A 22809-nucleotide genomic window follows, 5' to 3' on the forward strand; every position below is an offset into this window, starting at 1 on the left:
CGTTGGCGCCGCCAATAAGCATCGAAGAAAGCGAGCATTGCATGGGATCGCCAGAACTCCCTTCGTTGTCCCGACGGGGCTTTTGTCTGTGCTGCGTCGGCGGCGCCTTTGCCGCGACAACGGGTTGGCTCACGCCGCGACAGGCCTTCGCAGAGGCGCGCGGCCTCGTCAGCCTGATCAAGGACAGTGCGGCAACGTCCCCGATCACGACCTACAAGCTGCGCAACAATATCAGTGTGCTGGAAGGATCCGGCGGCAACATCGCCGTCCTCACGGGACCTGACGGCAAGCTTCTGGTCGACGCCGGCATCGGCGTCTCGCGCCCTCAGCTCACCAAGGCGATGGCCGAGCTCGGCAAGGAGCCGATCGCGCACCTCATCAATACGCACTGGCACTTCGACCATGCCGACGGCAATGAATGGCTGCAGGCGGCCGGCGCCAAGATCATTGCGCACGAAAATACCCGCAAGCACCTCTCCGTCGTTCAGCGGGTCGAGGACTGGGACTATAACTTCCTCGCCCTGCCCGCCAGCGCCGTCCCGGCCCAGGTGTTCGCCAAGGAGCATGATCTCAAGGTCAACGGCGCATCGATTGCGATGAGGTACTACGGGCCGGCACATACCGACGGCGACATTTCGGTGATGTTTACCGAGGCCAACGTCCTTCATGTCGGCGACACCTACTGGAACGGCATCTATCCGTTCATCGACTATTCGACCGGCGGCAGCATCAACGGCATGATCGCGGCGTCGGATGCCAATCTGGCGGCGGCCAACAACGACACCATCATCATTCCCGGTCACGGCAAGCCCGTCAGCAACAAGGCGGAGCTGCAGGCATTCCGCGACATGCTGGTCGCGATCAGGGACAATGTCGGCAATCTCAAGAAGCAGGGAAAGTCGCGCGACGAGATTGTTGCTGCCAAGCCCACGGCCGCATTCGATGCGAAATTTGGGCAGTTCCTCGTCGATCCCGGCTACTTCACCAGGCTGGTCTATGAGGGCGTGTGATGCCGGCTGCAGCGCTTGCGATGCGCTGCGACTCACCCGCGCGGTAAGGGAGTAACCGGGCCCTGCGGCCATTCGCCCGGTTTCACAAAACTGCAACACGCAATCCGCATAAGGCGTCGTCCGCTTAACAGGAGACGCACATGCGCGCGACTTTTCTTGCCACCGTCGCAACGATCATTCTCACAGGGAGCACCGCGCTCGCGCAGAGCGAGGGCGAATTCCCGGCCAAGCTCGCCGGCCACGTGGTGATGCCGGCCGCCACCTACATCGACGCGCCGGCCGACGCGCCCGCCGATCTCAAGACCTCCGGCAAGTACACCACCGGCAAGCGCGTCGACGCGCTCGGCACCGTGATGGGCAAGTCCTATGAGCGTCCGACCGGCGTCTCGCTGCCGTTCAAGGGCCAGCCGCTGCAGGGCCATTCCGGCATCAAGCACATGGCCGACGGCAGCTACTGGGTGATCACCGACAACGGCATGGGCGCGCGCGCCAACTCGCCGGACTCGATGCTGTACCTGAACCGCTATAAGATGGATTGGGCCAGCGGCAAGATCGAGCGCCAGGAGACGGTCTTCCTGCACGATCCCGACAAGAAGGTCCCCTTCCGCATCGTGCACGAGGACACCCAGAAGCGCTACCTGACCGGCTCCGACTTCGACACCGAAGGTTTCCAGATCATCGGCGACGTCTTCTGGATCGGCGACGAGTTCGGCCCCTACATCCTGAAGGCCGACAAATCAGGCAAGATCCTCGCCGTGTTCGAGACGGTTGCCGACGGCAAGCCGGTACGCTCGCCTGACAATTGGGCGGTGGCAACGCCGGGCGCGCCGGGCCAGACCTACACCAACGTCAATCTGCGCCGCTCCAAGGGCTATGAGGGCTTTGCCGCCTCGAAGGACGGCAAGTTCCTCTACGGCCTGCTCGAGGGACCGCTGTGGGATGCCGAGAAGAAGGACTGGGAGAAGGTCGACGGCAAGGAAGCCTCCCGCATCCTCGAATTCGACGTCGCCGCCGAAAAATTCACCGGCCGCTATTGGCAGTATGTGTTCGAGCAGAACGGCAACGCCATCGGCGACTTCAACATGATCGACCCGACGGCCGGCCTGATCATCGAGCGCGACAATGGCGAAGGCACCGCCGACAAGGCCTGCCCGCAAGGCCAGCGCGGCGAGAACTGCTTCCCTGACATCGCCAAGTTCAAGCGCGTCTACAAGATCGAGCTCTCGGACGCCAATGTCGGCAAGCCCGTGCGCAAGATCGGCTATATCGACCTCTTGAAGATCCAGGACCCCGACAAGAAGGCGCGGAAGCCGCTCAACGACGGCGTCTACACCTTCCCGTTTTTCACCATCGAGAACGTCGATCGCGTCGACGACACCCACATCATCGTCGGCAACGACAACAATTTGCCGTTCTCCTCCAGCCGCGATCCCAACAAGGCCGACGACGACGAGTTCATGCTGCTCGAAGTCGCGGATTTCCTGAAGGCGAAGTAAGGCGAGGCGCTCTCCCCGTTCTTACGGGGAGAGGGTTGGAACCGACAGCGGCGCCTCACCCTCCGTCATTGCGAGCGCAGCGAAGCAATCCAGACTGTCTCGGCGGAAAGATTCTGGATTGCTTTGCTGCGCTCGCAATGACGAGGATAGAATTCCATTCCCGCACTCTCGATGAGTTTGCTGAGACAGCCCCTCACCCCACCCTCTCCCCGTAAGAACGGGGAGATGGAGTGAGACAGCGTCGTCACCTCACCGTAAATTCCACCGGGATCGAAAAGCTCATCGCGCCGTTCTTGATCTCCTCGGGGATCGGCGGAAACGGCGAGGCCTGGCGGACCATCGACATCGCCTGGGCATCGAACGCGGCAACGCCGGACGAGCCGCCGAGACGGCTCGATGTCACCTGCCCGCTGCGGCCGACGGTGAAGCTGAGCCTTGCGACGCCGCGCTGGCCGTTGCCGCCGGACGGGTAGGAGTGGAAGCGCATCAGATGCGCGCGGACGCGTTGATTGTAGGACGCGATGGCTGAAGCGACTGCGCCGGCGCTCATGGCCGATGCCATCGGCGCCGCGCGCGCGGCGCGCGGCGGGGCGCTGGTGCGCGGCGCAGGCGTTGCGTCCGACGGTTTCTTCGCCTCGCGGCGGACCACCTTGGGCTTCTCGGGCGCTGGCTTTTCGACCGGCACGATCTTCGCCGGCTCGGGCCTCGCCGGTGTCGGCTCGAGCTTCTGCTCCGGCGGCGCCACCACATCCGGCTTCTCCTGCGGCGGTGTCGGCGCAAGCATCTCCTCGACGGTCTGCTGCTGCACCGGCTCCGGCGGCGAGGCGTCGGCCTGCTCCATGACAGGTCCAGGCGCGATATCGAGCGCCGTCGACTGCGGCGCCGAGGTCTCCGGTGTCATGTCGATCATGATGGCCGGCAGGCTGACGCCCTGCTCCGGCTGCGACTTGATCCAGTTCATCGCGAGCAACGCAGCGGCAATATGCAGCGCTACCATGACCGCCGCCGAGACGCCCCACCGCGCGGTTTCGCGCTCATGAAGCGGCTCGTGCAGGGCGAAGGCGTTGGCCGTCATCAGCTGCGCCCGTCGAGGCCGACGAGGGCGACCTTGAGATAGCCGGCATTGCGCAACGTGTTCATCACCTCCATCAGGTCGCCGTAGCTCACCGCCTTGTCGGCGCGCAGATAAATGCGCTCGTCCTTGCGGCCCTTGGTGGCGGCATCGAGTGCCGCGGCGAGACCATCGCGCGCCATGGTGTCCTCGCCGACGGCGACGGTCAGATCCGGCTTCACCGTGACGAAGGTCGGCTTGTCCGGCCGCGGAGCTGGCTCGGCGGCGGTCGCCGGCAGCTCGACGCCGATATCGACAGTGGCGAGCGGGGCTGCCACCATGAAGATGATCAAGAGCACCAGCATCACGTCGATGAACGGCGTGACGTTGATCTCATGGGTGACGTCGAGATCGTCGGGGTCGCCGCGCCTCAGCGGCGATCCGGTGCGTGCACCGAGCTTGGAAGCCATGGCCTACTCCGCCGCCCGAGCCAAACGGAAATCTCGGTGATCGCGCTGGCGGCTGACCAGCAGCATCAGCTGCGCCGAGGCGTCCCCGAGCAGCGCGCGGTAATTGGCGATGCCGCGGACGAGGTGATTGTAGATCACGACCGCCGGGATCGCGGCGACGAGGCCGAGCGCGGTCGCAAGCAGCGCCTCCGCGATGCCGGGTGCGACGACCGCAAGGCTGGTGGTGTGGCTCTCGGAAATGCCGATGAAGGAATTCATGATGCCCCAGACCGTGCCGAACAGGCCGACGAACGGCGCGGTGGCGCCGATGGTCGCGAGCACGCCGGTGCCGCGCGCGATTTGCCTCGACATCGCCGCCTCGACTCGCTCCAGCCGCAGCGCGACGCGCTCCTGAAGGCCGTCATCGAGCACGCCGCCGGAGAGCTCCGCCTCTTTGGCGCAGGACTGGATCAACTGGGCGACCGCGTCGTGCGCATCGCCGGCCCGTTCGGCGGCTTCCGCAAGCCTGATATTGCCTTCGAGCGCGCGCGTGCGCCGCAGGGCAAGCGCACCCTTGCGGCGCAGCTCGATGCTCTTGGCGAGCCACACCGTCCACGTCACCAGCGAGGCGATGCCGAGCCCGACCATCACCGCCTTCACGACAAGATCGGCACCGAGGAACATGCCCCACGGCGACAAATTGCGCGGCAGCAGCGCCTCGTCGATCGCGAAGGCCGGCGCCGGCGCAAGCGTCAGCGCGATTGTCACGATCATGTGCCGAAGCCTGAAAATGCCCTGCATCCTGATCTCCCGTCGATAGAAAGTGGCTACGCGGCGATGCGGTCCGCAAGCTGCCGGAAGCGCGCCAGCTGATCGCTGCGCAGCGCCCGGGTCTCGTCGCGGCCGACGAACACCTTGAACATGATGCCGCCGTCGGCATCGACGAAGGCAATGAAGGCGGACGTCTTGCCCATGAAGGGACGCTCTACGAATACAACGGCCGCGCAACGCTCGTCGCGGAGATGGCCGTGCAGTCCCTTCGGCTGCATCAGGTTGAAATAGCCGCGGCCGATCTCGCCCGCGGGAATGCTGCCCGTGAACTCGAAGATCGCATCATCCGTGTGGACGATCAGCGTGACCTCGCCCCACTCCGCGATGTCCTGCATGGCGGCGGCGAAATGCTCGCCGCCGCCGATGCGCACCATGGACGGCGGCAACGCCTCGATCACGGCGCGCGGGCTGACCTTGCGCTCGCGTGCGACGTCCTCGATCACCGCGCCGGGATTGTCGGCCATATACGCCTTGAGCTCGGCGAGATCGGTACTCAGCATGTCCGGCTCCTCTCCCGCGCTATCTAAGCGGCCGCGGCCTTGCGCTCGCTCTGAATCACTTCAAAGCCTTCGAACTTGGGGTGACCAAGATAGAGGCTCTCGCCGGTCCTGTTGTCGGCGCGGGCATGAGCGCGGCGGAATTCCTCCGAGCGCGTCCAGGCCTCGAAGGCTGCCTTGTCGACCCAGGTGGTGTGCGACGAATACAGCGTGTGGTCCTCGGCTTCCGGGCCCCTCAACAGATGAAATTCGACGAAGCCCGGCATGTTGCCGAGATAGGATTCGCGGGTAGCCCAGACGGTCTCGAACGCGGTCTCCGCGCCCTTCTTCACCTGAAACCGGTTCATGGCGATGAACATAAAAGTCTCTCCTTCTTCTCAAGACGAAAGTGCGCCGAAGCCGCGCTGGAGCATCAGCGCGGCCCGGCGGAAGTTTGTGGTGTTGCGGCGCCCCAGGGCTTACGCACCTCCGAAGTGGATCCTCAGGCCGGCCTTGTAGACCCTGCCCGGACCCGGACTCGTCCACAGCACGTCGTTCTGCGTGGTGCCGTCGGTCGAGCTGCCGGGAATGGCATAAGGCCGGTAGTACTGGTTCAGCAGATTGTCGATCGAGGCCGAGAACACGATGTCCTTGGTCGCGGCGTAGGTCATGTAGAGGTTGATCAGGTCGTATCCGGTCGAAGGCACATAGCCGGCGGGGATGTCGTTGTTCGGGCCGTAGGACGCCCACTGCGCCGACAGGACCAGGCTGCGATCGAGCAGGCGGACACCGCCTGTGGTCACGACCTTGGTCGGGGTGATGGTCGCGAGCCCGATATTGGTCTGGACGTTCTTGCCCTTGATGTAGTGGCCGGCGAGGCCGACGAACCAGTCGCCGGCATCGTACATCGTCTCGGCCTCAAAGCCCTCGATGCGGGCCTGCGCGACGTTCTGGTATTGGTAGAACTGGCTGAACGAGCCAAACCCGGTCGGGACCCGCGTCGAGGCGACGAGGTCGATGTAGTCGCTGACGTCGTTACGGAACAGATTGATCTTGCCGCGGAAGGAGTCGGAGGCGGTGAAGATGTTGTCGTATTTCAGGTTGATGCCGATTTCCTTGTTCTTGCCGACCTCGGGGCGAAGATTCGGGTTGGGCAGGAAGCAGAACAGACCGGTCGTGCCGTTCGGACAGACGAAGAAGGCCGGTCCGCCGCCGGTCGCATGCGCGCCGGAGATCACGGTTTCGGTGATCGAGGGCGCGCGATAGCCTTCGGCATAGCTGACATAGGGCTGGAAGCCCGCGACCGGCGTGACGCCGAGCGTGATCTTCGGCGAGAAGCGGTCGCCACCGGTATTCGTCGTGCCCGACTGCAGATTATAGCGGTCGTAACGGATCGCACTGATGGCTTCGAACCATGTGTCGTAATTCTGCTTGAGCTGCAGGAAGCCGCCCGACACGGTGCGGATGCCGCTCGGCGTCGTGATGTTGGAGTTGCCGCGGCTGTCGGTCGTGATCACGTCGTCCTGGAACGCATCGACCCCGTAGGTCACGGCATTGCGCCAGTCACCGACATTGAAGCGTGTGGTGTTGTTGGCGTCGAAGCCGACGGTGTTGAGCGTGTAGCCGCGCTTGTCGCCGACGCAGCCCGAGATGTTGTTGCCGAAATTGCCGGCGCCGCAATAGGCCGCGCCTGAGGTCGAATAGTGATAGGTCTTGGTCTGGTCCTGGTCGGTGCGGTTGCCGTAGAGCGATACGTGCGTGTCGAACAGATTGTCGCTCGGCAGCGAGTAGTTCCAGGTCACCGTACCGGCGTAGTTCTTGACGTCGGAAGCATAGACCGACGAGCCCTGATAGAGCGCACGCTGGGCCGCGGTCGCCACCGGGCCGGTGTTGAACTGGCCGATATTGTATTGACAGTCCTGGAAGGTGGCACCGAACTTGACCTCGTGACCGAGCGCCGGGCGCACCGTGAGCTTCAGTAACCCGGCTTCGACCTGGTTGCCGGTGTTGCCGATCTCGGTGCCGTTGCCGTCCTTGTAATTGCCCTGCGTGCGGTAGACCGCGCCGCCGAAGATGTCGACGTCGGGCGTGGCGCGCACGCCGCCAAACACCGAGCCGAGGCCGCGCGCATTGTTGGTGCCGTAGGATCCGGAGAGATCGACGCCCCAGCGCTCGCCGGGACGCAGCACGTCGTTGATGTCCTTGGTGCGGAAGGAGACCAGACCGCCGATCGCACCCGAGCCGTAGATGTTGGCTGTGGGTCCGCGCACGACGTCGACGCCGCCGATCAATTCAGGATCGAGGAAGAACGAGCCGTTGGCGTTGTGACCGGTGCGCTGGAAGTTCTGCCGCGCGCCGTCGACGACGACAGCAACGCGGCCGAAATCCTGCAAGCCGCGAATGTTGATGACTGTCGCGGGATCGTCGCCGCGCTCCTGGAACGACACGCCGGGCACAGCATAGAAGATGTTCGACAGCCGGTTCGGCTGAAGCCCCTGGATCTGATCGAGCGAGATCGAGCTGACGGGAGCGAGCGCGTCGATCGCGCGCTCCTTAGTCTTCGTTGCGGCGACAGTAATAGTATCAAGCACCTGAACCGGCGCCGTGCCGCCGGCCTGCGCGCGGGCATTCATGACATCAGCCGTTGCCTGCTGCGCAACTTGCGGGTTGGCCGGCTTGCGCCTGGCCTGCTTGGTGCGTTCCGACGACGCATTTTCGACCTGCGGCGGAGCGGTCTGCGCGAGACTGCTCTCCGTCACCACGGCCGTCATTGAAACCACCGACGCGCCCAAAATCAGGGCGCGCGAATACCTAGCCCCGTCAGCCATATCAGCCCCAGCCTGCACTTCACTTCAGTTTTTTGGAGTCGTTTGGCTGGCGTGCGTTCGCAAAGCGAACGACTGGCTGGCTGGCTGATTTTCTCGAGTCGCGGACCTGCTGTCCGCTGTCACAATTGGTTACGTGGCAACACTCAGGCGGTCAATGACGTCAGGTTGCAGTTTATATCGATTGTAAATTGCGGCCGTTGGAATGCGCTTCGCGCCGCTTATACAAACAGGCAGCACTCAAGCATTCGAAAGCGCATCACACGACCATGTCGGCAGCGTCCGGAGACAATAGCGGCGATGCGGCAGGGCCGACACAAAGCCCTTCTGCAACAACGAGAACCTTGACCATGCGAGGAAGCCGGATCGACAGCCGCGAGCTGTTTGCGGCGGAGCGCGAGATCATCATCACGCATGGCGAGGACAGCTATCGCCTTCGTCTGACCTCGCAAAACAAGCTGATCCTGACGAAGTAGATCGCAATGGCATTTTGTCGCACCCTCGCAAACCTCCTGCTGTCAGGCACGATCGCGCTCGGCTCCTCGGCGCACGCCGCCGGCATCACCGTGCATGATGCGCGCAATCGCGATGTCACCGTTGCCGACTTCGCGCGCACCGTCTCGATCGGCGGCGCCATTACCGAGATCCTCTATGCGCTCGGGCTCGAGAGCCGGCTGGTCGGCGTCGACACCACGAGCCTCTATCCGGCGGCAGCGCTGCACGACAAACCCAATGTCGGCTACATGCGCCAGATCTCGGCCGAGGGCGTGCTCGGCCTCAACCCGACGCTGATCCTGGCGATCCAGGGCTCGGGCCCGCGCGAGACCATGGACATCCTGGAGACCGCGAAGGTGCCGCTGGTGCTGGTGCCCGAGACCTTCTCCGAAGACGGTTTGCTCGCAAAGATCAGGCTGGTCGGCCACGCCATGGGCGTCGATGCGCGCGCCGAATGCCTGAGCGCCGCGGTCGGCGCCGATCTCGCCCAACTCCGCGCGCTGCGCGCCAAGGTGACCAAGCCGGTGCGCGTGATGTTCGTGATGTCGCTCCAGAACGGGCGGGCGATGGTCGCCGGCCGCAAGACCGCGGCCGACGAGATCATCCAGCTCGCCGGCGCTGCCAATGCCGTCGACGATTACGACGGTTACAAGATCATCGGCGACGAGGCGATCGTGGCAGCCAAGCCCGATGTTGTCCTCTCGATCGAGCGCGGCAAGGATTCGCTGCAGGCCGACGCGGTCTATGCCCATCCCGGCTTCGCGCTGACGTCGGTCGCCGCCAACAAGAGTTTTGTCACGATGGACGGGCTCTATCTGCTCGGCTTCGGGCCGCGTACGGCGGCGGCGGCGCGTGATCTCTCCGTAAAGCTCTATCCGGCATTGGCCGAGGGCGGCACGTTCACATCGACCCTGTCGTCGGCGAATTGCCGGCAATGAGCGTGGCGGTCGGCACCGAGGGACGGAGCCCACGACGCGCCGGTGCAGGCCGTCGGTTCACATCGGTCGCGATTCCCCTCCTTCTCGCCGTGCTGGTCGTCACCGCCATCGTTGCGCTGACGGTCGGTGCGGCTGGCATTCCTCTCACTCGTCTGTCTGCGGCGCTCGGTTTTTCCGGCAGCACACCCGCCGATGCCATGACGGCGCGCGACCAGCTCGTACTGTGGTCGATCCGCATTCCCCGGATCGCGGCCACCGCGATGGTCGGCGGCCTGCTCGCCGCAGCTGGCGCGATCATGCAGGGCCTGTTCCGCAATCCGCTGGCCGATCCCGCGCTGGTCGGCGTCTCCAGCGGCGGCGCACTGGCGGCTGCAAGCGCGATCGTCTTCACGGATTCGCGCTTCGGCGAGACGCTGCGCTTTTCCCAGACCGAGCTGTTGCCGCTCGCGGCCTTCGCGGGATCGCTGGCCACCACCGGGATCCTCTACGGCATCTCCAGCCGCGCGGGACGGACTTCGATCGCGATCTTCCTGCTCGCCGGCGTCGCCATCACCGCCATTACCAATGCCGGCATCGGGCTCCTGGTGTTCATCGCCGACGACCGCCAGCTTCGCGACATCACGTTCTGGATGCTGGGCTCGATGAGCGGCGCGACCTGGACCAAGGCCGCCGTGCTCGCGCCGGTCCTCGTCATCGGGCTTGCCGCCTGCGCGTTCATCGCGCGCGGTCTGGACCTGCTGGTGCTCGGCGAAGCCGACGCGTTTCACGGCGGGGTCGATGTCGAGCGTCTCAAGAAAATCTCGATCGTGATGGTCTCCGCCATGACGGGCGTCGCGGTGTCGATCAGCGGCGTCATCGGCTTCGTCGGCATCGTGGTGCCGCATCTCTTGCGCCTCGTCATCGGGCCGGCGCATCGGCTGCTGCTGCCGGCATCAGTTCTGCTCGGTGCGATGCTCATGGTCGGCGCCGACACGCTGGCGCGCACCATCGTGGCGCCCGCGGAGATGCCGATCGGCATCCTGACCGCGGCGGTCGGCGCGCCGGTCTTCCTCGGCATCCTGCTGCGGCAGCGCGGGCTCGCCTCGCTATGACCGCCGTGATCGAGGCGCGGGGCTTAAGCAAGCGCGCCGGTCGCGCGACGCTGCTCGACGGCGTCGGCCTGACGGTCGCGGCCGGCGAGATGGTCGCGATCATCGGCCCGAACGGCGCCGGCAAATCGACCTTGCTGCGGCTGCTCTCCGGCGATCTCCGCCCGAGCGAGGGCGAGGTGCGGCTGAAGCAGCGCGACATCAGCAGCTATACGCCGCGCGAGCTCGCCGCGCGCCGCGCCATGCTGTCCCAGCACATCAACGTCACCTTCCCGTTTACCGTCGAAGAGATCGTGCTGATGGGCGCGAGCGAGCGCAGCCCGCGCGATGCTGGCGCGCTCGTCGACGCGGCGCTGGACGAGGTTGGCCTCTCGCATTTCCGCGACCGGCAATTGCCGACGCTATCAGGCGGCGAGCAGCAGCGTGCCCATTTTGCCCGCGTGCTGGTGCAGCTCGCCTGCGGCGAGGCCGAGCACGGGCCAGGACTTCTATTGCTGGACGAGCCGACCTCGAGCCTCGACCTGCGTCACCAGATCGACCTCGTCGAAGCGGCGCGCCGCCGCGCTGGCACCGGCACCGCCGTGATCGCCATCCTGCACGACCTCAACCTCGCGATCCGCTTTGCGAATCGGCTCAACGTGCTGAACGGCGGCCGGCTTGCCGCCGACGGCCCGCGCGTAGACATCGTCACGCGCGAGATCATCCGCGACATCTTCGAGATCGACGCCGCCGTGCACAGGGGCGATGACGGTGTGCCGTATGTGCTGCCACAATCGATGCGGGCGGCGGTGCAAGCTGAACTGCCACCGCGGTGAAGCTGCGCTCCCTCCCCCGCTTGCGGGGGAGGGTTGGGGAGAGGGTGTCTCCGCAACGGGACAATCTCCTAGAGGACAGAGCCCTCACCCGCAAGCGGGAGAGGGAGCGCGGCTAGCATCCTAGCCCGCCGGCGCGATCACCATGCCCTTGTCCTTCGGCCAGCGGACGCGCCAGGCGAAGTTGATGTCCTTGACTTCGCCGGGCTTGGCGTCGAACGACCATTCCAGCACGCCGCGCTTGTCGCGGATGTTGCTTGCTGTCGGCGGCGTGGTCGCGGGCAGCATCTCGACGACGATGTCCTCGTTCTCGCTGACCGGCAGCTGATCCTCGATCGCCACGCGAATCGGGAAGTCGTGGCCGTTGCGGATCGTCGTCTTGAACGAACGCTCGTCGGTCTTCGACGTCGTCACGAGCAGGCCGGCCGAGCCTTCGTTGCGCTTGAGCACGGCGCGCTCGATTCTAACCTTGTCGTCGGCACCGAAGCCGAGCCGCACGATGTCGTCCTTGGCCGACGCCGAGAGCTTGCCGCGGCCGACGAAGACGCCATCGCGATAGATCGCGACCTTACCCGGCAAAAGCGCCGTGTCGTCGGTCTGCTTGAAGCTGGCTTCGAGGAAGGCGGTCGGGTCGATCACAGGCGCCGCGCGGACGGCAAGATCGGCGGGCACGTTCATGGAGGCGATGCGCAGGCTCTTGGCGCCTTCGGCGGCGCCAAGGCTGACGCGGCCGGGAATTTTGAACGTGGCCTGGAAGTCGCCGATCTCCGCGACGGCCTGCTGTTCGTCGGCCCGCTCACGCGGCTCGGGCGACTCCGCGACCTTGGCTGCGAAGGATGGGCTCTGCATCTGTCGCGCTACTGGAGCGGGCCGCGCCAGGTCTGACGCCGCGCCGAGCGCCATCGGCTTGGGAATTTGCGGATATTGCGCCACCAGCGAACCCAGCTCCGGCGCACTGCCGCCGCGGCTGATGCGGACCGTGGAGACGCCGAGCGTCACGTTGGACCAGTCTTCGCCGGTCGATTGCGTGACCTCGGCGCGGCGGACCAGCTCCAGCTGCGGCTTGCGGTCCTTGGCGCCGGTGTCGAGCCGGGCGTCGTAGAGCGGCAGCCAGCGCGCATTGCGCACATTGTAAGTGACCCGCAACGTCGCCTTGGTGGCGGCGGGCGAAGCAATGTCCATGCGGACTTCGAGCTTGCTCGGCGGCTTGGCCTTGCGTTCGACTTCGAGCTGGGCGATCTGCCGATCGATCTCGCGCAGCTTGCGCGTGGCGTCGCGGACGGCGGTATCGGCGCTCGCGATTTCCTCGCCGACCGCGGCAAAGGCCGCGCGCCATTCGGCGATCGGCCGCGCCTCGCCCTTCTCGCCGATGCCGACGGGGGACGCTTCCGCAAAGTGTTCCGCAAACTTGCGTCGCGCATTCGCCGCGTCGATCGCGCCTTGCAGGTCGGTCCGCTGGTCGTTCAGGGCCTCGATGCGCTTGTCCAGCTCGGGCAGGTTGACCGGTGCCGCGCGCGGCGTCCGTGCATCGATCGTGCCGATGGTGAGTTTTGATCCGCCCTCACCCTCGACGCGGATGGAGGAGCTATCGAGACCAAGTGGAAAGTCCTTGGCGACCAGGGTCGTGTCGCCGGACGGCAGGTCGACCGAGATGATCCGAGTGACCGTGGCGCCATCGGGATAGACGGTGACGGCGTCGATGGCCGATGTGGCGTCCACATCGGCGGCCCATGAATGCGACGCGAAGACCGTGGTCACCAGAACCAGGCTCGTCGTTGCCAAAAATCTTGCGGTGATGCGCATAAAATTCCTCTCTGCCGGTATCGCCGCGCCGCCAGCCGGACGCGCGCGATCAAATGCCTCGCCAACATGGTTGGACGCGGCGGGGAAGGAACCGGTTCGATTGAGGTTTCCATGGGGCACCGCTACGGCGGCACCATGGCCGCGGAACGAGTCGTCCCGCGGCGGAAGGCCGTCAGCCCTGATTGGGCGAGCCCTGGCCGAAGATGCGGCGGAGCAGATCGGTCACGTTCTTGGCGCCGGCCTTCTTCAGGATGCTGGCGCGGTAGCCCTCGATCGTCCGCGCGCTCAGGTGCATGCGCCGGGCGATCTCCTTGTTGGTGAGGCCGGCGGCGAGATGCTCGAGCACCTCGCCTTCACGCCCGGTCAGGGGCTCGCAGCCCGGCAGCCAGCGCTGGCGGTTCGAGGCAGGCTGGCCGAACTCGTCGATGGCGGCATCGATCCGGCCGACGATGTCGTGGGTGCGGAACGGCTTCTCGATGAAGTCGGCCGCGCCGCTCTTGATGGCGTCGACCGCCATGGAAATGCTGCCGTTGGCCGAGGTCACCAGCACCGGCGCCATGCAGTTCTCCTCGCGCAGGCGCTTGAGCACGTCGAGGGCGGAGCGATCGGGCGGCATCTCCAGCAGCACGCAGGCCGGCATCCGCGCCTTGGCTTCCGACAGCAGCGATGCGCCATCGGCAAAGCAGATCACGTCATACGCACTCTGCTGGAGCGCGTTGGCAAGTTGTTCGCGGGAGGCGGCGTCGGTGTCGATGACGAATACCTCACCCTTGGAAAGCATGTTCCCAGGCATAATCCCGATCCAGCAATGTCTTGGTCAAATGGGTCCGAGACGGAGGCGGGCCCCATCGCCCAGCCACGCCGTCGTGAGCACGGCATTCACGCCGGTGCTTCGGTTTCTCTTATGTATGTTCCATCATGTTCCCGGATTTGACGGATCGGGACAGAAACTTTACATTTCGGGACATCTGCGGGAATGGCTGGCACGAGCGGTTCACATGACCGATCTCATTCGCAGCGCAGGCTTGAGCTACTACGCGGAGGTCGCCCGGTCGGTCGGGCTCGACCCTAAGCAGATGATGCGCAAGGTCAGGCTGCCGCTGGCCGTGCTGGACAAGCCCGATACGCCCATTGCCGTGACGAGCCTGCGCCGGCTGCTCGAATTGTCGGCAAAGGCGTCGGGTGCCGAAGATTTCGGCTTGCGGCTCGCCGAGCGCGGCGGCCTCACCAATTTCGGCGCTGTCGGCCTGATCGTGCGCGAGCAGGCGACCGTCCGCGAGGCCATCGCGGCATTCTCGCGCTTCATCCATGTCCATCATGACGGCATGAAGCTCGACGTCATCAAGGACAAGCAGACGGTGACCCTCACGCTGCATCTGCGCGGCAGGCGGCCGACTGCGCCGCGGCAGTCGATCGACATGGCGCTCGGCAGCATCCATCGCATCATCCAGTCGCTGTTCGGCAGCGACTGGCGGCCGCAGGAGGTGCATCTGCACTATCCGCCGCCGCATGACCGCAAGCGCTACCGCGATTTCTTCGGCTGCCGCGTGGTCTTCAATGCCGATGAGGATGCGATCCTGCTGTCCGCGCACGACATGGAGCGGCGGATCCCGAGCGCGCATCCGCTGATCGCGAGCTATTTGCGCAAGCGCATCGAGGCGATCGAGACCCGGCCGGCGAGCTGGGAAGGGAAGGTCGACGAGGTCGTGCGCAGCCTGCTCGCCAGCGGTGACTGCACGGTCGAGCGGGTGGCCGAGCACCTCGCCTGCACCCGCCGTACCATCCACCGTCACCTTGCCGAAGCCGGCACCAGCTTCTCGGCGATCCTCGACGCGCAGCGCGCCGATCTCGTGATCCAGCTGATCGACGATCCCGACCGGCCGCTGGCCGACATCGCCACCCAGCTCGGCTTCTCCGCACAGAGCGCGATGGCGCGCTGGTTTCGCGGCCATTTCGGCTGCAGCATCACCGAATGGCGGCGCGGCGTGCGGCCGCTGGGCAAGCCGGCCGGCGTGCCGTCGGCCAGCGCGGCCTAGACCTCAGCGGGCGGGAGCCGGCACGCCCATGATGGCGAGTGCGCGCCGCGGGCTGCCGGCGAGCAACGGCCCGAACGCGACCGCAAAGCCGAGGAAGGCGACGATCCAGCCGCAGGCGGCGATGTGCAGGAGCACATCGCCATGCGCGGGCAACACCACGGCCGCGACCCGCGCCAGCGCCGCGACGATGATCGCGACATAGATTCCTTGCGTCGCGAGCGAAGCCGTCAGCGCCTGTCCGGTATGGCCGAGACTTGCCCGTGTCATCACCGCGAGCGTCATGGTGCCGGCCGCGCCGGCCATCCAGGCGTGAATGCCCGCGCTCGGCGGCAGTTCGCCGAAGGCGGCCAGCGCATTCAGGATGAAGCCTGATGGCACGAAGACATAGCCGACATGCAGGATCAGCAGCAGCCGCTCGCGCGTGGTGCGATCGCCGGCCCAGCGCGCAAGGCGCACGAGGTGCAGCACGCCGACGAGCGCCATCAGCGCGCCGGTGATCATGTTCAACGGCGTCACGATCCACGCGATGAGCGCGAGCGCGCTCAATCCGATCACCGCGCCGTCGAAGCGGCCGAACGGCACCGGCAGGCGGCCGGGCTTGAACTTGACCAGCCAGTTGCGGGTGAAGCTCGGGATGATGCGGCCGCCGATCAGCGCGATCAGCAGCATCACCACACTGATGCCGACGCGGATGCTGACATCGGCGGCGCCCTCATAATGCGCTTCGAGATGAAAGCCGACATTGCCCGCGAGCAGCACGAGCACCAGAAGCACCACCGGCAGATTGCGCCAATTGCCGCCCGCGATGATCTCGCGCGTTGCGGCGGCGACGACCAGCGCCAGGAAGGCGGCATCGACGACAAGGGCAAACGCCCATCCGATCTCGGCGGACAGGGTCACTGCAAGGCGTCCCGCAAGCCACACCACCAGCAGCGCGCCCAGCGACGTGCCCTGGATCGGCAGCCGCCCGGTCCAGTTCGGGATCGCCGTGAACAGGAAGCCCGTGATCACCGCCGGCAGGAAGCCGTAGAGCATTTCGTGGACGTGCCAGTCGCGCGGTGCGAAAGCTGATGTCACCGATAGCTCGCCATAGAACATCGGCAGCCAGGCCAAGATCGACAGTGCGGCCTGGATCGCAGCGAGCAGGAAAAAGGGCCGAAAACTGTTCGCAAACAGCGGCCAGCCCTCAAAATTACGGGATCGGGCGCCAGCCATGGGGCAACTCCTGTGAATTCGGACCTTTGTCTGGAAAAATACTGCCGTCCGGCCGGCCCGTTTTGCGCTATCGCAAACTGCCTGACGATTGCAGGTGCCATCACACTCCCTGATGCCAAGGAGGCAGAATGGCCAAGGTCGACACATCGCTGGTTGCGCATTTGCCGCTGTTCGCCGGCGTCAGGCCGGAGGACCTCGAGGAGATCCTGCGCGAGGCCCGCTCGGCGCGCTATCCCAAGAACACCGCCATCTTCGAGCAGGGCGCGGACGCGCAATCGTTCTTCCTGCTGCTGCACGGCCATGTCCGCGCCGCCAAGACCACCCCGACCGGCGAGCAGATCGTGGTGCGCTATGTCGCGCCCGGCGAGACTTTTGGGCTCGCGATGGCGATCGGCACCGCGCATTATCCCGCGACCGCGATGGCGGTCGATGACAGCGTGGTCCTGATCTGGCCGAATTCAGCCTGGCCGCGGCTGGTCGAGCGATTTCCCTCGCTCGCCGCCAACACGCTACAGACCGTCGGCGCGCGGCTCCAGGAGAGCCACACCCGCATCCTGGAAATGTCGACCCAGCAGGTCGAGCAGCGCGTCGCGCATGCGCTGCTGCGGCTCGCCAAGCAATCCGGCAAGAAGCTCGACCACGGCATCGAGATCGACTTCCCGATCAGCCGCCAGGACATCGCGCAGATGACCGGCACCACGCTGCATACCGTGAGCCGCATCCTGAGCGGCTGGGAGAGTCAGGGTCTCGTCGAGAGCGGCCGCCAGCGCATCATCCTGCGCGATCCGCACCGGATCGTGGTGCTGGCGGAACGGACGGCGGACAGCGGGCCCTCATGAAAATAGGGGTGAGGGCGCTTCCGCTTACGGCGAAAGACCGCCCTCACCCAGGAATTCGCGTGACACGCGCGAACTCCAACCCACCTCACGCCGGCACGCATTCGCACAGCGCGGCGAGGAATTTGTCCTGGTCGATACCATGCTCGCGGCAGGCGTCCTCCACGGTATGGAAGGTTGCGATCGGACAGCCGACACAGGCCATCCTGAAAGCGAGGAACACGCGGATCGAGTGCGGCGCCGTACGCATGATGTCGTCGACCAGATCGTCAGATCGGAAGGGCATGGACAACTCCGTTCCGAAGTGACCATAGCGGAGCTGACCTGAGTTTCTTTGTTGGAGCGCAAGCTGGTGATTGCTTCTCCCTCTCCCCGTTCTTACGGGGCCGCGACGAGCGACGCTCGCGCTGGGAGGGTTGGGGTGAGAGACCTCTCTCCGCAGATGAGACCGTCGAAAGACCTGTACCCCCTCACCCGGAATTTGCTTACGCAAATTCCGACCTCTCCCCGCAGGCGGGGAGAGGTGAAACTACACTGCCCGGCTGTGCAGCTGCTTTCCCGGATCCAGATGCGCGTCGAACGCGGCGGCGACGCTGCGCACCAGGAAGCGCGAGTCGTTTGCGACCGCGAGGCGGTCACCGTCGAGCTTGACCACGCCGTCCGAGATCAGCGGCTTCAGGCGCGAGGCCGATTGCAGCATGGCCTTGGGCTCGGCGCCATGGCGCGCGCAGATGTCGCCGAGATCGGCACTGAATTCGCACATGATGCGCTCGATGATATCGGCGCGCAGCCGGTCGTCGTCGGTGAGCCCGTAGCCTTTGGCGGTGGCAAGACGGCCCGATGTGATGCTCTGCGCATAGGCGCCGATCTGCACTTCATTCTGGACGTAGCCTTGCGGCAGATGTCCGATCGCGCTGGCGCCGAAGCCGATCAGGACCTCGCCCTTATCGGTGGTGTAGCCCTGGAAATTGCGGCGTAGCGTCCGCTCTTCGAAGGCGACGGCCATGGCGTCGTCGGGGCGCGCGAAATGGTCGAGGCCGATCTGGACATAGCCGGCCTCTTTCAAAGCATTGGCGATCGCGCAGGCCTGATCGTGACGCGCAAGGCCGTCCGGCAAGGCCGCCTCGTTGATCATCCGCTGATGCTTCTTGAAAGCGGGCACATGCGCATAGCCGAACACCGAGAAGCGGTCGGGCCCGAGCTCGAGCGCGCGCCGCACGGTGTCGAGGCAGGAGGCCACGGTCTGATGCGGCAGCCCGTAGATCAGATCGAAATTGATTCCCGCGATACCGGCCTGCCGGAGCATGTCGACCACGGACGCCGTCTGCTCATAACTCTGCACCCGGTTGATCGCGCGCTGCACGACCGGATCAAAACTCTGCACGCCGAGGCTGGCGCGGTTGACGCCGGACAGCCGCATGGCCTCCACCATCTCCGTGGTCAGCGTGCGCGGATCGATCTCGACCGCGATCTCGGCCGAAGGCAGCACGAAGAACGAATGGCGCATCGCCGCCATCAACTCCGCAAAGGCCTCCGGCGCCATGATCGTGGGCGTACCGCCGCCGAAATGGATGTGCTCGACCTTGATGCGACGGCCGATGGTCTTCGCGACCTCCGCGATCTCGCTGCGCAGCGTCCGCTGATAGGCGGCGATCAGGCCGTCGCGACGGACGATCTGGGTATGGCAGCCGCAATACCAGCACATCTCGCGGCAGAACGGCACGTGCAGATAAAGCGACGCGCTGGCGCCCGCGGGCAGCTCGGACAGCCATCTGGCGTAGGTGTCCGCGCCGATCGCCGACGAGAAGTGCGGCGCGGTCGGATAGCTGGTGTAGCGCGGCAGGCGTTCTTCGCCATAACTCGCTGCGAGATCGGTCCTCATGTCGTACCCATGCGTAGATCGATGCCGCACGATGGGGCGGCAAAACCCGAATGGCACTGGATTACCCGTTTCCGGAGGCGCCACCTTGCGCTTCCTCAAAGTCCGAGCGCCTGATCGGGTCCATGGTGACGTTTGATCGTTACCCTCTGGAGATAGGCCATGGCGTCGTTCGCGCTCGATCTCGTTCTCTGGCTGACCGGCATTCGCGGCCATATCCCCCGCTTCGACGATTTTCGTCCCGTGCCGGCCGCGCCCGCTGCCGGCGCAAATCATCTCGTGCGCGTGCTGGCCGTCATGGCGGCGGTCTTCGCCGCGCTCTCCGTCGCGGTCTGGGGCACGGTCTGGATTGCGATCCATCTGCTCTAAAGCGCGATGAGATCAGGATGAATCGTCATCGCTTTAGCTTGTTGTTTGCGCATGATCTTTTTGGAAAGCCGCTGCGCACTTTGCGCTAACGGGGCCCTTCGGGTCCGGATCATGCTTTAGCCGGCGCATCCAAACATTCGCGATCAGACGCGACTGAACATGCGAACGACTTGCCGCTGGCGCGGCTGATGTCGCGCCCGTGCGCCGTCGTGCTCTTCGCATCGCCGACATCGCTTCGGCGGACCGCTTAAGCAATTCACCGGAGCCGAATCCGGCAAAAGCTTGTCGCAGCGCAAACACTCTTGCCATAACAGGCGCAAACTGCATCCGTCATCAAAACCCTTTCACATGAAGGATGCTTTCCGATGTTCACCCGCAGAGCCGCATTGATCAGCGCCGCCGCGACCGCCCTGATGCTGGCGACACCCGCCCTGGCTGCCGACGATCTCAAACTGCCGCGTCAAAAGGTCGAGCTGGTCGCTCCGCCGTTCGTGCATGCGCACGAGCAGGCGACCAAGCAGGGTCCCAAGATCATCGAGTTCAAGCTCACGATCGAGGAGAAGAAGGTCGTCATCGACGAGAAGGGCACGACCTTCCAGGCCATGACCTTCAACGGCTCGATGCCGGGCCCGCTGATGGTCGTGCATGAGGGCGACTACGTCGAGACGACGCTGGTCAATCCCGCGACCAACACCATGCCGCACAACATCGACTTCCACTCCGCGACCGGCGCGCTCGGCGGCGGCGCGCTCACCCTGATCAATCCCGGCGAGCAGGTCGTGCTGCGCTGGAAGGCGACCAAGACCGGTGTGTTCGTCTATCACTGCGCGCCGGGCGGCCCGATGATCCCCTGGCACGTCGTCTCCGGCATGAACGGCGCCGTGATGGTGCTGCCGCGCGAGGGACTGAACGACGGCAAGGGCCACGCGCTGAAGTACGACAAGGTCTACTATATCGGCGAGCAGGACATGTATGTGCCGCGCGACGAGAAGGGCAACTTCAAGTCCTACGACTCGCCGGGCGAGGCTTTCACCGACACCGAAGAGGTGATGAAGAAGCTGACGCCCACCCACGTCGTGTTCAACGGCAAGGTCGGCGCACTCACCGGCAAGAACGCGCTGACCGCCAATGTCGGCGAGAACGTGCTGATCGTGCACTCGCAGGCCAATCGCGACAGCCGTCCGCACCTGATCGGCGGCCATGGCGACTATGTCTGGGAGACCGGCAAGTTCGGCAATGCACCCGAGGTCGGGCTCGAGACCTGGTTCATCCGCGGCGGCTCGGCGGGAGCGGCGCTTTACAAATTCCAGCAGCCCGGCATCTACGCCTATGTCACGCACAATCTGATCGAGGCCGCCGATCTCGGCGCCACCGCGCATTTCAAGGTCGAAGGCAAGTGGAACGACGATCTGATGATGCAGGTGAAGGCGCCTGCGGAAATCCCGGCCGCCACCAACTAGAGGCGACGAGGGGCCGGTCATCACCGGCCCCTTTTTCCTTCGGGGGACGACGATGTTGATCGCATTCAAGCTGAAACTGCTACTCGCTTGCGCCGCGGGACTCGCAGGGCCGATCGCGATGGCGCCACTGGTCTCGGACATGGCGGTGCACGGCACGGCGACGGAGCCCGCCATCATCAGGGTCGCGCCGGGCAGCTTCGCCTATCGCGAGGCAGGCGACTTCACCCGCGCCGGGCAGCAGGCGGAAGTACCGCTGCGCGCGATGCGGTTCGAGAGGCCGCTGCACATCATGCGGAATCAGGTCTCGTCATCCGACTATCAGATCTGCGTGCAGGACGGCGCCTGCCGGGCGCTCGATCGCGGCGTGGCGGTCGCCATCGATCGTCCCGCGGTGCAGGTGAACTGGCACGACGCCGAGGCCTATGCCGGCTGGCTGTCGCGCAAGACCGGCAAGCATTACCGCCTGCCCAGTGACGAGGAATGGGCGTTTACAGCGGGCTCCCGATTCAAGGACGATGGCGCGCCGGTGGACCAGGACAATCCTTCGAAGCGCTGGATCAGCCGCTATGAGCGCGAGTCCGAGCGCGACCCCTTCGACACCGCGGCTCATCCGTTCGGCAGGTTCGGTGCCAACGAGCATGGCATCGAAGATCTCGCCGGCAATGTCTGGGAATGGACCTCGACCTGCTTCGTGCGCGCGCGGATCGACGAAGCCGGCAATGCCGGCCGCCCGACCGTCAACTGCGGCGTGCGCGTCGCCGAAGGCGCGCACCGTGCCTACGTCACCGACTTCATCCGCGACGCCCGCGCCGGCGGCTGCGCGCAGGGCGTGCCGCCCGCCAATCTCGGCTTCCGTCTGGTGCGCGAAGAGCCGTCGTGGGTCGCCAGCGTGTCGGCGCGTTGGGGCAAGGTGTGGGCGGCGAGGTCGTAGCGGGACTACCGCGTGAAATGAACCTCGGCAGCGCCGCGCACTCCGTCATTGCGAGCGAAGCGAAGCAATCCAGAATCTCTCCTTTGAGACAGCCTGGATTGCTTCGTCGCAAGGGCTCCTCGCAATGACGATGTGGAGACAGCCCCGTGCCCCACTCAAATCGCCCGCGCGAACATGCGAAAGCCGGGCGCGCCGATGATCGCCTCGAAGGCCGGATCGCGCTTCTCTTCCGCGAAGGCGAAGCCGGCCTTGGCGTAGGCGCGCTCGGCAGGCATGTTGCCGATCAGGAACGATATCGTCGTCCGTTTGAATCCGGCCGCCCGTCCCTGATCCAGCGCGTGCGCGATCAGCGCCTGCACGAGGCCGCGGCCGCGATAGGCGGGATCGGTTGCGACATGCTCGATCATCCAGTCGCCCTCGCCGCCCTGAACCCAGCAGGCGCGCGTGTAGGTACCGCGCTGGCGGATGGCGGCGAGCTCGGAAGCAGGGAGCCCGGTCGCGGAAGCGACCTCCTCGATCGCGCGCCAGGCGGCAGGACCGGTGCCAGCCGCAGGCACGGAACAAAGCGCCGCGCCCGGCTTACCATCGACCTCTGCGATCCAGAACTGCGAGACGTGCCACATCGACACGGCGCGCGCGACCGCGACACGCGCGATGAAATCGCGGCATTCCGCTTCGGGCCAGCCGAGCGCAACGTCGAACCAGCCTTGCGGCCAGTAGCCGCGCATCGATCGCAGGATGGTCAGTGCGATGAAATCGGCGTCTTCGGGACGCGCAGACCGTATCGTCATACGCGCCCCCTTCGCGAT

At 65.4% G+C, this 22809-nt stretch carries 23 protein-coding genes; 11 read left to right on the forward strand and 12 right to left on the reverse strand.

What is annotated here, in order from left to right; genetic code table 11:
* The first annotated feature begins 41 nt into the window (after positions 1-41).
* Together QA642_RS42185 and QA642_RS42190 are read left to right on the forward strand one after the other, a co-directional pair.
* The gene (locus QA642_RS42185) at positions 42-1010 is read left to right on the forward strand and encodes an MBL fold metallo-hydrolase (protein ID WP_283082074.1); all 969 of its coding nucleotides are present in this window, start codon (positions 42-44) and stop codon (positions 1008-1010) included.
* A 140-nt stretch (positions 1011-1150) separates the two neighbouring features.
* Positions 1151-2506 (forward strand): esterase-like activity of phytase family protein, encoded by a 1356-nt coding sequence (locus QA642_RS42190; RefSeq protein WP_283082075.1) that lies wholly within the window; start codon positions 1151-1153, stop codon positions 2504-2506.
* Between the two features lie 244 nt (positions 2507-2750).
* On the opposite strand, the gene QA642_RS42195 is transcribed toward QA642_RS42190, so the two are convergent.
* From QA642_RS42195 to QA642_RS42220, 6 genes are all read right to left on the reverse strand, one after another.
* Positions 2751-3581 carry an energy transducer TonB gene (locus QA642_RS42195; protein WP_283082076.1) on the reverse strand — a complete coding sequence of 277 codons (831 nt, stop codon included), beginning with the start codon at positions 3579-3581 and terminating at the stop codon, positions 2751-2753.
* Positions 3581-4027 carry a TonB system transport protein ExbD gene (gene exbD, locus QA642_RS42200; RefSeq protein WP_283082077.1) on the reverse strand — a complete coding sequence of 149 codons (447 nt, stop codon included), beginning with the start codon at positions 4025-4027 and terminating at the stop codon, positions 3581-3583. The genes QA642_RS42195 and exbD overlap by 1 nt, the downstream gene beginning before the upstream one ends.
* Positions 4028-4030: 3 nt before the next feature.
* Positions 4031-4807: a tonB-system energizer ExbB gene (gene exbB, locus QA642_RS42205; RefSeq protein ID WP_283082078.1), complete on the reverse strand. Its 777-nt coding sequence runs from the start codon at positions 4805-4807 to the stop codon at positions 4031-4033.
* Between the two features lie 26 nt (positions 4808-4833).
* Positions 4834-5337: a heme utilization cystosolic carrier protein HutX gene (gene hutX, locus QA642_RS42210; RefSeq protein ID WP_283082079.1), complete on the reverse strand. Its 504-nt coding sequence runs from the start codon at positions 5335-5337 to the stop codon at positions 4834-4836.
* 23 nt (positions 5338-5360) lie between these two features.
* A complete protein-coding gene (locus tag QA642_RS42215; RefSeq protein WP_283082080.1) occupies positions 5361-5693 on the reverse strand; it encodes an antibiotic biosynthesis monooxygenase in 333 nt (110 codons plus the stop codon).
* A gap of 99 nt (positions 5694-5792) precedes the next feature.
* Positions 5793-8141: a TonB-dependent hemoglobin/transferrin/lactoferrin family receptor gene (locus QA642_RS42220; RefSeq protein WP_283082081.1), complete on the reverse strand. Its 2349-nt coding sequence runs from the start codon at positions 8139-8141 to the stop codon at positions 5793-5795.
* 266 nt (positions 8142-8407) lie between these two features.
* Between QA642_RS42220 and QA642_RS42225 the strand changes: the two genes are divergently transcribed.
* From QA642_RS42225 to QA642_RS42240, 4 genes are read left to right on the forward strand one after another with little or no spacing between them, the layout of a single operon-like run.
* Positions 8408-8614, forward strand: coding sequence for a hemin uptake protein HemP (locus QA642_RS42225; protein ID WP_027560996.1), 207 nt, complete (start codon positions 8408-8410; stop codon positions 8612-8614).
* A 6-nt stretch (positions 8615-8620) separates the two neighbouring features.
* Positions 8621-9571, forward strand: a complete 951-nt coding sequence (locus QA642_RS42230; RefSeq protein WP_283082082.1) for a hemin ABC transporter substrate-binding protein — start codon at positions 8621-8623, stop codon at positions 9569-9571.
* Positions 9568-10662: an iron ABC transporter permease gene (locus QA642_RS42235; protein WP_283082083.1), complete on the forward strand. Its 1095-nt coding sequence runs from the start codon at positions 9568-9570 to the stop codon at positions 10660-10662. Before QA642_RS42230 ends, QA642_RS42235 begins: the two co-directional genes overlap by 4 nt.
* Positions 10659-11474: a heme ABC transporter ATP-binding protein gene (locus tag QA642_RS42240; RefSeq protein WP_283082084.1), complete on the forward strand. Its 816-nt coding sequence runs from the start codon at positions 10659-10661 to the stop codon at positions 11472-11474. The genes QA642_RS42235 and QA642_RS42240 overlap by 4 nt, the downstream gene beginning before the upstream one ends.
* Before the next feature lie 120 nt (positions 11475-11594).
* On the opposite strand, the gene QA642_RS42245 is transcribed toward QA642_RS42240, so the two are convergent.
* A complete protein-coding gene (locus tag QA642_RS42245) occupies positions 11595-13274 on the reverse strand; it encodes a mucoidy inhibitor MuiA family protein (RefSeq protein ID WP_283082085.1) in 1680 nt (559 codons plus the stop codon).
* A 172-nt stretch (positions 13275-13446) separates the two neighbouring features.
* A complete protein-coding gene (locus QA642_RS42250; protein WP_283082086.1) occupies positions 13447-14067 on the reverse strand; it encodes a response regulator in 621 nt (206 codons plus the stop codon).
* 205 nt (positions 14068-14272) lie between these two features.
* Here QA642_RS42250 and QA642_RS42255 point away from each other — a divergent pair, with 205 nt between their 5' ends.
* A complete protein-coding gene (locus tag QA642_RS42255) occupies positions 14273-15310 on the forward strand; it encodes an AraC family transcriptional regulator (protein ID WP_283082087.1) in 1038 nt (345 codons plus the stop codon).
* 3 nt (positions 15311-15313) lie between these two features.
* On the opposite strand, the gene QA642_RS42260 is transcribed toward QA642_RS42255, so the two are convergent.
* Positions 15314-16525, reverse strand: coding sequence for an NnrS family protein (locus QA642_RS42260; protein WP_283082088.1), 1212 nt, complete (start codon positions 16523-16525; stop codon positions 15314-15316).
* Between the two features lie 128 nt (positions 16526-16653).
* Here QA642_RS42260 and QA642_RS42265 point away from each other — a divergent pair, with 128 nt between their 5' ends.
* Entirely contained in the window at positions 16654-17364 is a 711-nt protein-coding gene (locus tag QA642_RS42265) for a Crp/Fnr family transcriptional regulator (protein ID WP_283082089.1), read from the forward strand.
* Between the two features lie 85 nt (positions 17365-17449).
* On the opposite strand, the gene QA642_RS42270 is transcribed toward QA642_RS42265, so the two are convergent.
* Together QA642_RS42270 and hemN are read right to left on the reverse strand one after the other, a co-directional pair.
* Entirely contained in the window at positions 17450-17647 is a 198-nt protein-coding gene (locus QA642_RS42270) for a DUF1858 domain-containing protein (RefSeq protein WP_283082090.1), read from the reverse strand.
* Positions 17648-17890: 243 nt separating this feature from the next.
* A complete protein-coding gene (gene hemN, locus QA642_RS42275; RefSeq protein ID WP_283082091.1) occupies positions 17891-19243 on the reverse strand; it encodes an oxygen-independent coproporphyrinogen III oxidase in 1353 nt (450 codons plus the stop codon).
* A gap of 159 nt (positions 19244-19402) precedes the next feature.
* Here hemN and QA642_RS42280 point away from each other — a divergent pair, with 159 nt between their 5' ends.
* From QA642_RS42280 to QA642_RS42290, 3 genes are all read left to right on the forward strand, one after another.
* The gene (locus QA642_RS42280; RefSeq protein WP_283082092.1) at positions 19403-19609 is read left to right on the forward strand and encodes a hypothetical protein; all 207 of its coding nucleotides are present in this window, start codon (positions 19403-19405) and stop codon (positions 19607-19609) included.
* A 365-nt stretch (positions 19610-19974) separates the two neighbouring features.
* Positions 19975-21069 (forward strand): copper-containing nitrite reductase, encoded by a 1095-nt coding sequence (nirK, locus tag QA642_RS42285; RefSeq protein ID WP_283082093.1) that lies wholly within the window; start codon positions 19975-19977, stop codon positions 21067-21069.
* A 52-nt stretch (positions 21070-21121) separates the two neighbouring features.
* Entirely contained in the window at positions 21122-22000 is an 879-nt protein-coding gene (locus tag QA642_RS42290) for an SUMF1/EgtB/PvdO family nonheme iron enzyme (RefSeq protein WP_283082094.1), read from the forward strand.
* Positions 22001-22155: 155 nt separating this feature from the next.
* Here QA642_RS42290 and QA642_RS42295 read toward each other — a convergent pair whose 3' ends face one another.
* The gene (locus QA642_RS42295) at positions 22156-22791 is read right to left on the reverse strand and encodes a GNAT family N-acetyltransferase (RefSeq protein ID WP_283082095.1); all 636 of its coding nucleotides are present in this window, start codon (positions 22789-22791) and stop codon (positions 22156-22158) included.
* Between the last annotated feature and the right edge of the window lie 18 nt (positions 22792-22809).

This window comes from Bradyrhizobium sp. CB2312, from assembly GCF_029714425.1.
Lineage (GTDB): Bacteria > Pseudomonadota > Alphaproteobacteria > Rhizobiales > Xanthobacteraceae > Bradyrhizobium.